The 11,773-nt window shown below is 65.5% G+C and carries 11 protein-coding genes; 10 read left to right on the top strand and 1 reads right to left on the bottom strand.

Annotated elements, in window-relative coordinates:
* Positions 1 to 21: 21 nt before the first annotated feature.
* On the bottom strand, positions 22 to 1,635 hold the full coding sequence (locus ACWYRN_RS10005) for a tetratricopeptide repeat protein (protein WP_488692237.1): 1,614 nt from the start codon (positions 1,633 to 1,635) through the stop codon (positions 22 to 24).
* Positions 1,636 to 2,102: 467 nt separating this feature from the next.
* On the opposite strand from ACWYRN_RS10005, the gene ACWYRN_RS10000 reads away from it, so the two are divergent.
* The 10 genes from ACWYRN_RS10000 to ACWYRN_RS09955 all read left to right on the top strand — a co-directional run bounded on the left by ACWYRN_RS10000 (position 2,103) and on the right by ACWYRN_RS09955 (position 11,697).
* On the top strand, positions 2,103 to 3,149 hold the full coding sequence (locus ACWYRN_RS10000) for a porin (protein ID WP_488692236.1): 1,047 nt from the start codon (positions 2,103 to 2,105) through the stop codon (positions 3,147 to 3,149).
* Positions 3,150 to 3,323: 174 nt separating this feature from the next.
* On the top strand, positions 3,324 to 3,986 hold the full coding sequence (locus ACWYRN_RS09995) for a DUF484 family protein (protein ID WP_488692235.1): 663 nt from the start codon (positions 3,324 to 3,326) through the stop codon (positions 3,984 to 3,986).
* A 2-nt stretch (positions 3,987 to 3,988) separates the two neighbouring features.
* Complete coding sequence (locus tag ACWYRN_RS09990; protein ID WP_488692234.1) at positions 3,989 to 4,915, top strand: tyrosine recombinase XerC; 927 nt, start codon at positions 3,989 to 3,991, stop codon at positions 4,913 to 4,915.
* A gap of 117 nt (positions 4,916 to 5,032) precedes the next feature.
* The gene (locus tag ACWYRN_RS09985) at positions 5,033 to 6,097 is read left to right on the top strand and encodes a CobW family GTP-binding protein (RefSeq protein ID WP_488692233.1); all 1,065 of its coding nucleotides are present in this window, start codon (positions 5,033 to 5,035) and stop codon (positions 6,095 to 6,097) included.
* Between the two features lie 197 nt (positions 6,098 to 6,294).
* Positions 6,295 to 6,747, top strand: coding sequence for an RNA polymerase-binding protein DksA (gene dksA / locus ACWYRN_RS09980; protein ID WP_229436024.1), 453 nt, complete (start codon positions 6,295 to 6,297; stop codon positions 6,745 to 6,747).
* A 273-nt stretch (positions 6,748 to 7,020) separates the two neighbouring features.
* On the top strand, positions 7,021 to 8,448 hold the full coding sequence (locus ACWYRN_RS09975) for an STAS domain-containing protein (protein WP_488692232.1): 1,428 nt from the start codon (positions 7,021 to 7,023) through the stop codon (positions 8,446 to 8,448).
* 132 nt (positions 8,449 to 8,580) lie between these two features.
* Positions 8,581 to 9,117, top strand: coding sequence for an ATP-dependent protease subunit HslV (gene hslV, locus ACWYRN_RS09970; protein ID WP_488692231.1), 537 nt, complete (start codon positions 8,581 to 8,583; stop codon positions 9,115 to 9,117).
* A gap of 14 nt (positions 9,118 to 9,131) precedes the next feature.
* Complete coding sequence (gene hslU / locus ACWYRN_RS09965; protein ID WP_307729160.1) at positions 9,132 to 10,469, top strand: ATP-dependent protease ATPase subunit HslU; 1,338 nt, start codon at positions 9,132 to 9,134, stop codon at positions 10,467 to 10,469.
* A gap of 11 nt (positions 10,470 to 10,480) precedes the next feature.
* Positions 10,481 to 10,684 (top strand): hypothetical protein, encoded by a 204-nt coding sequence (locus ACWYRN_RS09960; RefSeq protein WP_488692230.1) that lies wholly within the window; start codon positions 10,481 to 10,483, stop codon positions 10,682 to 10,684.
* A 281-nt stretch (positions 10,685 to 10,965) separates the two neighbouring features.
* A complete protein-coding gene (locus ACWYRN_RS09955; protein ID WP_229436029.1) occupies positions 10,966 to 11,697 on the top strand; it encodes a helix-turn-helix domain-containing protein in 732 nt (243 codons plus the stop codon).
* The last annotated feature ends 76 nt before the right edge of the window (positions 11,698 to 11,773 follow it).

Below are 11,773 nucleotides of genomic sequence, written 5' to 3'. Positions count from 1 at the left end.
TGGGTACGGCCCCGTGCCGCCTCAGGCCGCCATGCCATAGGGTGCGCCGTTGCGTCCCGCGCCCGGGCCACCGGGGTTGAGCCCGGCGCCGGCTTCGGCCACCACAGTGCGCAGCCTGTACAGGCGCTGGCGGTAATTGCCTTCCGGCCCGCCAGGGCCGCAATCGATGTTCTCGAACAAGGCCACGATACGGTCGAGCGCCTGGCGTTCCTGGGCAGTGTCGATCATGACGAGCCGCCGCTTGCTGCGCCCATAGCTGGCGCGGATGTCGATGACCAGGCAGTGCCCCTGGTCGGCGGCATGCAGGTCGACCAGCAGTGCCTCGGCGCGGCTGAGGCCAAAGAGCGCCGCCAGTTCCAGGCGCGCAGCCAGCAAGGGATGGCTGGAGAGGTCGATCGCACAGCCCAGCAATGCACCGGTTTCGGTGTGCACGGTGTCGAGCAGGCGCGGGGCGATCTTGTGCAGCGCCTCGGCAGCCTCGGGACAGCCACTGGCCGCCGCCTGCTGCAGCCAGTACACGGCGCGCACATCGTTGCTTTCGTTTTCGCGGCGCGCACGCCAGGCATTGTTGCCGCACTCGAGCTGGGCCACCCGGTATCCCATCTCGGCCGCCCTTTCCAGGTAGCGCTGGGCATCGGCCACATTGCGCTGGGAGAATTCAGGCTTGATGTAGATACGCGACAGGGCATACCAGGCCGCAGCCAGGCCCTGCTCGCCGGCCAGCATCAGCCAGCGGATCGCTTTCTTGAAATTGGCCGCACCGGCGCCGCCGGCGACCCGGGTGCCGTCGACCTGCATGCGCGCATACCACAGACCCATGGCAAGCTGGGCATGCCGGTCGTGTTCGGCCGCGGCGAGTTCCCAGAAGGTATGCAGCTCGGCTTCACTGGCGCCATCGGCGCCATCCGTCGCCTCGCCCTGCTCGAGCAGGCGCGCTACCCGCGACAGCAGGCCGACTTCGCCCGGGGTTAGGCGCTGGGCCTGCTCCTTGCCGCCCTTGGCCAGCACGCGCGCCAGGGGCAAGGCGCGTTCGAGGTAATCCGCCCAGCGCCCGGCTTCCCAGCTTTGCTCGAGCAGGGCGAACTGGGCCTCGGCCAGGCCATTGTCGGCGGCGCGGCGCAGCCAGGGCTGGGCGGCGCCGGCCGTGCCCGCCCCCGCGCCGGGCGTGCTGCGCACCGACGGGCCGGATGCCTGCGCCACGCCGGCGCCGGTGGCGGCTTCGGGCTGGCGCGCCAGCAGCCACTGGGCCTCGGCAAAGCCGGCGCGGGCTGCGTCTTCGAGGGCGCGCAGGGCTTTCGCGCGCAGCGCCGGCGTGGCCGTGCCCGTCTCCTCGAGCAGCAGCTGGGCCAGCACCAGGCCGGCGCGCGTATTGCCGGCGTCGTAGGCGCGCTCGTACCAGGGCGCCAGCGGGCCCGCGTGCTGGCGCGCCAGCTCGACCGGCACGTGATTGCCGATCAACTGGCAGGATTCCAGGCAGCCCTGGTGGGCGGCGCGGTCGAGCCAGTGCAGCGCGGTGGGCAGGCTCTGCGGCAGGCCGGCGCTGCCGAACAGGTAGCGCTTGCCGAGCGCGAGCTGGGCATCGGCGCGGCCGGCGCGGGCGCCGCGGATGATCGCCAGTTCTTCACGATTAGCCATCGTTCGGGTCTTTACTAGTGGGATGGGGGCAGCAGGAGCGCGATCAGGACCGGCAAGGCGGTGACCGGCGGCTCGGTGCCGCGGCCAAAGTTGCCAATATACAAGAACCGCTCAGATCGCGCCCACACTGCATCGGTTTGGGAAAAGTCTAAGCCAGCACCGGGCCCGGCATGTCCCGAACCGTCCAATGATTGATATCGAACAAGGGCACCGAAAGGAAGCGGAACTCAGCCACATTGCAGTGCGGCAAGCACTCCAGTGGTGCAAAAAGGCGAACTCGGCGTTTCGAAAATACAACAGCACGATTGGTTAAATTGGCTTTCCACCAAGTCCAGCACGCATAATTAACCAATCCGACAACCTTGACGCATTAAGCAATTACTGTTCACTCGTCCGAGTGTTCAGCAAACCAATAAAGTCTCAATGCTCTCTGGATCCCGATTCACCTATAAGAAGGATACGAATAAATGAAAAAGTCACTGATGGCAGTCGCTCTTGTTGGCGCTTTCGCCGGCGTTGCCCATGCACAAACCGCCGTTCAGATCTACGGCACCCTGGACGCAGGCGTCCAGAAGCAATCCGGTAACACCCTGTCGATCGGCAAGCGCGCTGCCAACACCCTGGGCTTCAAGGGCACCGAAGACCTGGGCAATGGCCTGAAAGCACTGTTCCAACTGGAAATCCGCTACGAGTCGGACACCGGCACCGTCGAAAACGGTTCGCGTCCGCTGTTCCAGGGCCAGAGCCGCGTCGGCCTGCAGGGCGACTTCGGTATGGTCCGCATCGGCCGTGGCCTGACCCCGTACCAGGAAACCATCGGCGCCTTCGAGCCATGGCACGCACTGCCGAACCAGGGCGGCTTCTATACCGACCTGGCAGTCGCCGGCTACAACTCGGCACCGCTGGAGCCGAACAACTCGTCGAACAACCGCTGGTCGAACGCCTTCTGGTACAACTCGCCGGTCACCAGCGGCTTCCAGGTGAACGCCGCCATCGCCACCAAGGAAGGTGCAGGCGCCAACGGTCGCGCAGTCGGCCAGTACGCTGCCGGCGCAGAAGCCTCGGCCAACCCGTTCTCGATCTCGACCACCTACAACAACGGTCCGGCAGCCCTGATGCTGGGTTACGAGCGTAACGCTGTCGAAACCAAGGTCTGGTCGGCCGCCGGTTCGTTCATGGCTACCCCGGCACTGAAGCTGATGGCCCTGTACACCCGCCAGGACCAGGACAACACCGCCTTCTTCGCCGGCCTGCCAGGCTCGAAGACCAACGCATGGGTGCTGGGCGCCAACTACACCATGGGTCCGGGCAAGGTCCTGGTTGGTTACGGCCAAAAAGATCCGGACAACTGGGTCAAGACCAAGCAGTTCTCGCTGGGCTACGAGTACAGCCTGTCGAAGCGCACCTACCTGTACATCGACGCATCGCGCAAGAAGGGTCCGCAAAACGCCACCACCCTGCGTGACGAGCGTTCGGTCAACTACTACGACCTGGGCATCAACCACTCGTTCTAAGCTGATGCGGGCTCCGGCCCGGCAGAATGGATAAGGAAGGCGGACACCGGCAACGGTGTCCGCCTTTTTTCGTGAGGGCCTGGCGTTGCAGCGGTGGCGCCAGGGCCGTTTTTCTGCCCGCCGCCCTGCTCGACTCGGGTAAAATTGCACACACACCATTACCGCAAGCCTGAGATGACCGCCACCCTGGACTCCGCTGCTGTCGCCCAATACCTGGCCGACCACCCCCGCTTTTTCGAAGAACATGCCGGCCTGCTGGGCGAAGTTAAACTGTCGAGTCCGCTGACCGGCAAGACGGTCTCGCTGCAGGAACGGCAAATGGAAGTGATGCGCGCGAAATACAACGCGCTGGAGCTGCGCATGGCCGAGCTGCTGCGTACGGCGGCCGACAACACCACGATCCTGAACAATTTTCACGAATGGCATCTGACGCTGCTGCGCTCGGAAGGCGGCGCGGCGATGGCGCGTGACCTGGTCAACGGCCTGCGCGCACACTTCGGCGTGCCGCAAGCCACCCTGCGCCTGTGGAACGTGGCGCCGGAACATGCCGATGCCCCGTTCGCGGCCGGCGTGGCCGAGGATGCGCGCCTGTTCGCATCGAGCCTGCGTGCCCCTTATTGCGGCCCGAACAAGGACTTCGAAGCGGTGCGCTGGCTCGACGATCCGGCGGCGGTGCGCTCGACCGTGCTGCTGCCGCTGGTGGCCGACGGCAAGACCTTCGGCCTGCTGGTGCTGGGTTCGCCGGATGCCGAACGCTTCAGCCCGGTAATGGCCACCGATTTCCTGGTCCAGCTGGGCAAGAGCGCCAGCACCGCGCTGGCCCCGCTGCGCGCCTGAGCATGGAGGGCGGCGCCGACTGGTCGCAGCGCTACCTGGGTGAACTGCTCACCCAGCGCCAGCTGTCGCCGCACACGATCGCCGCCTACCGGCGCGACCTGGCCGAACTGGCGCAGCTGGCCGGCCACACCGACTGGCCCAGGCTGAACCACGCCGACATGCGCCGCTTCGCCGCGCGCCTGCATGCCGCCGGCCAGAATCCACGCTCGATCGCCCGCAAGCTATCCGGCTGGCGCGGTTTCTATCAATGGCTGTCGCTGCACGCCGCCCTGCCGGCCAACCCGGTCGACGGCGTGCGTGCCCCGCGCCGCGCCAAGTCGCTGCCGAAGGCGCTGGCCGTCGACGACGCGGTGCAATTGCTGGAAGCAAACCGGCACGGCCATCCCGAACCGGACGAACTGTGCAACCGCGCCATGTTCGAACTGCTGTATTCGAGCGGGCTGCGGGTATCCGAACTGGCCGGCCTCGACCTGGCGTATACCGACCATGCACACGGCGCCTCGCTCGGCTGGTTCGATGCCGCCGCCGGCGACGTGGTCGTGACCGGCAAGGGCGGCAAGATGCGCCGGGTGCCGGTGGGCGGGCCGGCGCGCGAGGCGCTGGCGGCCTGGCTGGCGGTGCGTCCGCCAGCAAGCGACGGCAGTGCCGCCCTGTTCCTGTCCAGCCGCGGCACCCGGGTCACGCCGCGCGTGGTACAGCACCGCCTGAAGGGGCATGCCCTGAAGGCCGGCACCCCGGTGCACGTACACCCGCACGTGCTGCGCCACTCGTTCGCCTCGCATCTGCTGCAATCCTCGGGCGACCTGCGCGCGGTGCAGGAACTTTTGGGCCACGCCAGCATCACATCGACCCAGGTATATACGGCGCTCGACTTCCAGCATCTTGCCGCAGTGTATGACCAGGCCCATCCGCGCGCGAAAGCGAAATAGCCAAGGATTCGCCTGAGCTGGCGCAAGGCAGGCACGGTTGATGGTGGCAGATTGCAAATTACGGCATAATCTTTCGATTCTCCGCGCCCAAACCGGGCTGAACGCAACGTAAAGACCATGTCACTGATCCCTGCCACCATCCTGACCGGCTTCCTCGGCGCCGGCAAGACCACCCTCCTCAACCGCATCCTGCGCGAGGAGCACGGCCTGCGCATCGCCGTCATCGAAAACGAATTTGGCCAGGAAAACATCGACAACGAAATCCTGGTCCAGGACAGCGGCGAACAGATCGTCGAGATGAACAACGGCTGCATCTGCTGCACCGTGCGCGGCGACCTGATCGTGGCACTGACGAACCTGGCGCAAAAGCGCGAGGCCGGCGAACTCGCTTTCGACCGCGTGGTCATCGAAACCACGGGCCTGGCCAACCCCGGCCCGGTGGCGCAGACCTTCTTCGTCGACGAGGAAGTTGGCGCCCACTACCTGCTCGACGCCGTGGTAACCGTGGTCGACGCGCGCCATGCGATGGACCAGCTGGACCGTCACGAGGAAGCCCAGCGCCAGGTTGGCTTTGCCGACAAGATCCTGCTCTCGAAGCTGGACCTGGTCGACGCCGCCGCCATCGAGGCCCTGAAGGCGCGCCTGGCGCGGATCAACCCGCGTGCGCCGATCTCGACTTCGGACTTCGGCAGTGCGCCGCTGAGCGAGGTGATGGACCTGCGCGGCTTCAACCTGAACGACAAGCTCGAGCTCGACCCCGACTTCCTGCGCGCCGACGAGCATGAGCATGATCACGCGCACCACGATCACGACCATGCGCACTGCGGCCACGACCACGCACACGGCGAAGCCTGCAGCCACGACCACCACCATTCGCACCACAGCGACGACATCGCCGCCTTCGTGTTCAAGAGCGAGCGCGCCTTCGACCCGGAACGCCTGGACCAGTTCCTCGGCAGCCTGGTGCAGGTATTCGGCCCGAACATGCTGCGCTACAAGGGTGTACTGTCGATGCAGGGCGCCGACCGCAAAGTCGTGTTCCAAGGCGTGCATCAAATCATGGGCAGCGACCTGGGCGCAAAGTGGGAAGAGAACGAAGCCCGTGGCAGTAAAATGGTGTTTATTGGTAAAAATTTACCAAAAGACGTATTTATCCGCGGATTGGAACAGTGTTTGGTATAAACTATCCCGGTTTTACGGTACCCGTTGCGCTTTTTGCCACGGCGTGACAGGCACCGTCGAGTAGCCGCCGCCGGCCAGCCCGGGGGCGAGGACGGCAGATTGCAGCGCCGTCATGGCAGCTGGCAGTGCTCACTGCGGGTAACCCAATGCTGATGAGCCAGCTGATAAAATGAAACCTCTGTCGTATCGAAGGCAACATGACTAAAACAACGAAATCGAATACCGCCGCGCAGTCCGAAGACCGACTCATTTCGGAAGAGGAAATTCGGGCGATGGGCGACGAGGACTACATGAACCCGGCCCAGCTCGCGTTCTTCAAGGACCGCCTGCAACAGCTCGAGAAAGAGCTGCTGAAAAACGCCGGTGAAACCACAGAGCACTTGCGCGAAACCGTCCTGGTCCCGGACCCGGCCGACCGCGCCACCATCGAGGAAGAGCACGCGCTCGAACTGCGCACCCGCGACCGCGAGCGCAAGCTGCTGAAAAAGGTCCAGCAATCGCTGGCCGCCATCGAAGCCGGCGAATACGGTTGGTGCGAAGAAACCGGCGAGCCGATCGGCATCCCGCGCCTGATCGCGCGCCCGACCGCCACCCTGTCGCTGGAAGCCCAACAGCGCCGCGAACTGAAGCAAAAGCTGTACGGCGACTGATCGCTTCCAGCCCCCACCGAAAAAGCATGCGCGAAACCGCATGCTTTTTTCTTTTTCACCTGCCCGACCGCCTCAAGTGTGCCGTCGAAATCTTTCCTATGGGATACACTGGTACTGAGAGGGGTACTGGCCCGCAGCGGGTTTGCGCCTGCGCACGTGTGCGCAGGGCGTGCCGCGGGCGTCCGTGCTACCGTCATGGATGAGCGCTCCGGCCCAGGGGGTGCCACCGCGCATCAAGCAATAAACACGGGGCAAACGATAGGCGGAAACGACGTGGGCTTATTTTCCTTCCTGAAGAAAAAGAACGAACAGGTAGCCGAAGCGCCGGCCACGCGCCTGCGTGCGGGCGAGCCTTCGCGCCTGTCCGCCGAGGCCGAACGCGAGCGCCAGCGCGACATTGCCCGCGCCACCGCCGCAAAGATCGACGCCATCGAGCTGGCCATGACCACCGACCTGCTCGACGATGGCGACACCGGCTGGGGCAGCGGCCACCGCCCGCCGGCCGCTGCCGCGGCGCCGCTGGCCTCGGACGCCGATACCGAACTCGGCCCCCTGGACGGCCAGCCGGAAGCCGCCCTCACGCCGGCGAATGCGCCCGTGGTCGAGGAAAGCGCCATCCTCTACGCCAACGGCCAGGCCGACCTGGCCGAGGGCATGCTGCGCGATTGCCTGGCCGAACTCGGACGGTCCGAACGCCTGCCCTGGTGGATGCTGTTCGATCTCTACCAGGCCCAGGGCCGCGAGCAGGAATTCGACAGCATCGCCATCGACTACGCCAGCCATTTCGAAACCTCCCCGCCCGCCTACACCGACCGCCTGCCGCGCCAGGTGCAAGAAGCCTTTGCCGGCGTGGCGCCCACCCTGCGCCTGCCGGCCACGCTCGACGCCAGCCTGGGCGCCCCCCTGCCGGCCCTGCATAAGCCGGCGCCGCCGGACACACCCGTGCGGCTCGACTTCGGCGCCGTGCGCAGCGCGAATGCCGCAGGCTGCGCCGCCCTGCTCGCCAGCCTGCACGCCTTGCGCCGCGCGGGGCGGCCGGTGGTGCTGGCCGGCGCCGACGCGCTGCTGGCGGTGCTGCGGCCGATGCTGGCGATCGGCGAACGCGGCAGCGGCGAAGCACCCTGGCTGCTCCTGCTCGAATTGCTGCAGCTGCTGGACCGCGAAAAGGATTTCGAGGAAACCGCGATGGACTATTGCGTGACCTTCGAAGTCTCGCCGCCTTCGTTCGAGACGCCGCTGCGCGCTGCGGACGGCATCGGCGGTGCGGCCGATCAGGGCAACGCGGCCCCTTCCCCTGCGGCAGCGCCCGGGGCCGAACAACGTTTCCTGTTGCCGCCGCTAGTCGACGGCGATATCGGCGCGCTGCTGGCGGCCATCGATGCATATGCGTCGGCACAGGTGGCATCCGTCCAGACGGCAGGTGCAACGGCAGTCCCGGCGCTGGAGCAGGCCGCAGGCGCCAGTCCTGGCGCGGGCCAGCCGGATACCCGTGTCCCCGCCCTTGCGGCACCGGTCGTGCTCGACTGCTCGCGCCTGGCGCGCATCAGTTTCAGCGCGGCAGGCGCCCTGCACGTACGGCTGCGCAGCCTGGCCGGCGCGGGGCATCCGGTCGAGCTGCGCGAACTGAACCACATGGTGGCGGCCCTGCTGCGCCTCCTGAACTATGGCGACTGTGCGCGCCTGTATGCCCACAAGTATTGAACTGTATCGTGAACGGCTTTTTGGAACAGGACATCGCGGCTGCGCGAATACTGCTGAGCTTTGAGGTCATCCTGTCTTGCAATTTTGTGCAACAGCCCCACTTGCGAAGGGCTAGTTAACCACGAGGCAGATATGGAACAATTTCACGGCACCACCATTGTGAGTGTGCGTCGCGGCTCGCAAGTCGCATTGGGCGGCGACGGCCAGGTCACCCTGGGGAACGTCGTCATGAAGGGCTCGGCGCGCAAGGTGCGCAAACTCTACCAGGGCAAGGTCCTGTGCGGTTTCGCCGGCGCCACCGCCGACGCCTTTACCCTGCTCGACCGCTTCGAAGCGAAGCTGGAAAAGCATCAAGGCAATTTGCTGCGCTCCTCGGTCGAGCTGGCCAAGGACTGGCGCACCGACCGCATGCTGAGCAAGCTCGAAGCCATGCTCCTGGTGGCCGACAAGGAAGTGACCCTGATCATCACCGGGAATGGCGACGTGCTCGAGCCGGAAGACGGCATCGGCGCGATCGGCTCGGGTGGCATCTACGCCCAGTCCGCCGCCAAGGCGCTGCAGGAAAATACCGAGCTACCGCCTGCCGAGGTCGTCAAGAAAGCGCTTACGATTGCCGGCGAGCTCTGCATCTATACGAATTTGTCTCACATCATCGAAACGCTGGACTGACCGGCATGCATATCATGAACATGACTCCTCTCGAAATCGTGTCGGAACTGGACAAGCACGTCGTCGGCCAGGGCAAGGCCAAGCGCGCCGTCGCCATCGCCCTGCGCAACCGCTGGCGCCGCCAGCAGGTGGCCGAGCCGCTGCGCCACGAGATCACGCCGAAGAACATCCTGATGATCGGCCCGACCGGCGTCGGCAAGACCGAAATCGCGCGCCGCCTGGCGAAGCTCGCCGACGCGCCCTTCATCAAGATCGAAGCCACCAAGTTCACCGAGGTCGGCTATGTCGGCCGCGACGTCGACACCATCATCCGCGACCTGATCGACATCGGCGTCAAACAAACGCGCGCATCGGAAATGAAAAAGGTGCGCCAGCGCGCTGAAGACGCGGCCGAAGACCGCATCATCGACATCCTGGTGCCGCCGGCGCGCGACTTCGGCTTCAACGTCAGTGCCGCCGCCGAAGCAAAGGAAGGCGACAGCACGCGCCAGACCTTCCGCAAGCGCCTGCGCGAAGGCTCGCTCGACGACCGCGAAGTGGAAATCGAAGTGGCCGACGCCGCGCCGCAGATGGAAATCATGGCGCCGCCGGGCATGGAAGAAATGACGGAACAGATCAAGTCGATGTTCGCCGGCGTCGGCAACACGCGCAAGAAGGCGCGCAAGATGAAGATCAAGGAAGCGATGAAGGTGCTGGCCGAGGAAGAAGCGGCGCGCCTGATCAACGAAGACGAGATGAAGCAGAAGGCGATCCACAATGTCGAGAACAACGGCATCGTCTTCCTCGACGAGATCGACAAGATCGCCACCCGTTCCGAACACGGCGGCGCCGATGTCTCGCGTGCCGGCGTGCAGCGCGATCTGCTGCCGCTGGTCGAGGGCACGACCGTGAACACCAAGTACGGCATGATCCGCACCGATCACATCCTGTTCATTGCGTCGGGTGCCTTCCATCTGTCGAAGCCGTCGGACCTGATTCCCGAGCTGCAGGGCCGCTTCCCGATCCGCGTGGAGCTGGAATCGCTGTCGATCGACGACTTCAAGCGCATCCTCACCAGCACCGACGCCTGCCTGACGACCCAGTACGAAGCCCTGCTGGGTACCGAGGGCATCAAGGTCGACTTCACCGAAGACGGCATCCACCGCCTGGCCGAGATCGCCTTCTCGGTCAACGAACGCACTGAGAACATCGGCGCGCGCCGCCTGTACACGGTGATGGAAAAGCTGCTCGAGGAAGTCTCGTTCGGCGCCAGCGACATGCAGGACAAGCTGGTGACGGTCGACGGCGCCTATGTGAACGAGCGCCTGGACGTGCTGTCGGCCAACGAAGACCTGTCGCGTTACGTGCTGTAACGGAGGCGAGCATGGCAAACAAGGCACTCGCGACCCGGCAAAAAATGCGGCTGCGCGTCGAGCCGTCGCAGCAGTTCGGCAAGCCGCGCAACCCGCTCGCCGCGCTGGCCAAGGCCCGCTCGGCCGGGCCGCACGCCAAACCCTTGTCGAGCGAGCGCCAGGATGCCAAGCGACAGTTGAAGAAGGTAAAGCTGACGGCGGACGAGGACGAGTGAGGTGGAGGAGCTGTGGCTCCCTGCCCGGCTCGTTTCAAACCGTCGGGTTTGCATCGACACGAAAGACCGCGTGGACTCGGGAGTCCACCCTACGTACGATGTTGTTGGGTGGGCCGGGCCGCGCAAGGCACTTGTGCCCACGCGGTCTCATCATTTGAACAGAGGCGTACCATACCCACACCGTGAGCGGTGCCATGGTCAACACCCTCGCTCCCCATCTTGCCTGTCTAACAATTCACCTGTACATTGTGCGGCGCTAACCGCCACCCAACAGGACTCCCATGAGCTCACCCGAGCTGATCGTCGACGTGCTGCGCGCCGAGCTGCGTGCGGCGAATCTCACCTATAAAACCCTGGCCGAGCGCATCGACATGAGCGAGTCGAGCGTCAAGCGCCTGTTCGGGCAGAAAGACATGCCGCTGTCGCGCCTGGCGCAGATCTGCCAGGCGGGGGGTATTGCCCTGGAAGACGTGCTGCGCCGCGCGGCCGATGCCCGTCCCCAGGCCGACGCCCTGACCCTGCCCCAGGAAACCGCCCTGGTCGCCAAGCCCCACCTGCTGCTGGTGGCGATCTGCTGCCTGGGCCACTGGACCTTCGAGCAGATCGTCGACAACTACCGCCTGACCCAGCCCGAATGCATCGCCGCCATGGCCGAGCTCGACCGGCTGGGCCTGATCGAGCTGCGTCCGCTGAACCGCTACGGCATGCGGGTCTCGCATGCCTTCCACTGGCTGCCGGATGGGCCGGTGCAGCAATTCTTCCGCGAGCACATGGTGCCGGATTACTTTGCGGGCCGTTTCGATGGGCCGGGCGAGACGCTGATGTGCTTGCCTGCGCGGCTGTCGGCAGCCAGCGCCGCCGAGGTGGCGCAGAAGATCGCCCAGCTGGCGGCCGAGCTGGCGCGGCTGCACAAGCACGACCGCAGGCTGCCGGCCGAGGAGCGGGATGGGATGAGTTTGGTGGTGGGGTTCAGGTCGTGGGAGTTTGCGGCGTTTACGGCGCTGCGGCGGTAATTGCCTGCAAGGTAATGCGCTGGAGCTGGCCGGCGAATGCGACCGTAGGGTGGGCACGCTGTGCCCACGCGGAAGC

The sequence above is a fragment of the Massilia sp. BAP21 genome, from assembly GCF_057801335.1.
Note: the sequence above shows the minus strand (reverse complement) of the source record. Positions and strands in the feature narration are given on the sequence as shown.

Coding starts and splice junctions, on each gene's coding strand:
- ACWYRN_RS10005 (WP_488692237.1), bottom strand. CDS start 1,635: ATGGCTAATCGTGAAGAACTGGCGATCATCCGCGGCGCCCGCGCCGGC.
- ACWYRN_RS10000 (WP_488692236.1), top strand. CDS start 2,103: ATGAAAAAGTCACTGATGGCAGTCGCTCTTGTTGGCGCTTTCGCCGGC.
- ACWYRN_RS09995 (WP_488692235.1), top strand. CDS start 3,324: ATGACCGCCACCCTGGACTCCGCTGCTGTCGCCCAATACCTGGCCGAC.
- ACWYRN_RS09990 (WP_488692234.1), top strand. CDS start 3,989: ATGGAGGGCGGCGCCGACTGGTCGCAGCGCTACCTGGGTGAACTGCTC.
- ACWYRN_RS09985 (WP_488692233.1), top strand. CDS start 5,033: ATGTCACTGATCCCTGCCACCATCCTGACCGGCTTCCTCGGCGCCGGC.
- dksA (WP_229436024.1), top strand. CDS start 6,295: ATGACTAAAACAACGAAATCGAATACCGCCGCGCAGTCCGAAGACCGA.
- hslV (WP_488692231.1), top strand. CDS start 8,581: ATGGAACAATTTCACGGCACCACCATTGTGAGTGTGCGTCGCGGCTCG.
- hslU (WP_307729160.1), top strand. CDS start 9,132: ATGAACATGACTCCTCTCGAAATCGTGTCGGAACTGGACAAGCACGTC.
- ACWYRN_RS09960 (WP_488692230.1), top strand. CDS start 10,481: ATGGCAAACAAGGCACTCGCGACCCGGCAAAAAATGCGGCTGCGCGTC.
- ACWYRN_RS09955 (WP_229436029.1), top strand. CDS start 10,966: ATGAGCTCACCCGAGCTGATCGTCGACGTGCTGCGCGCCGAGCTGCGT.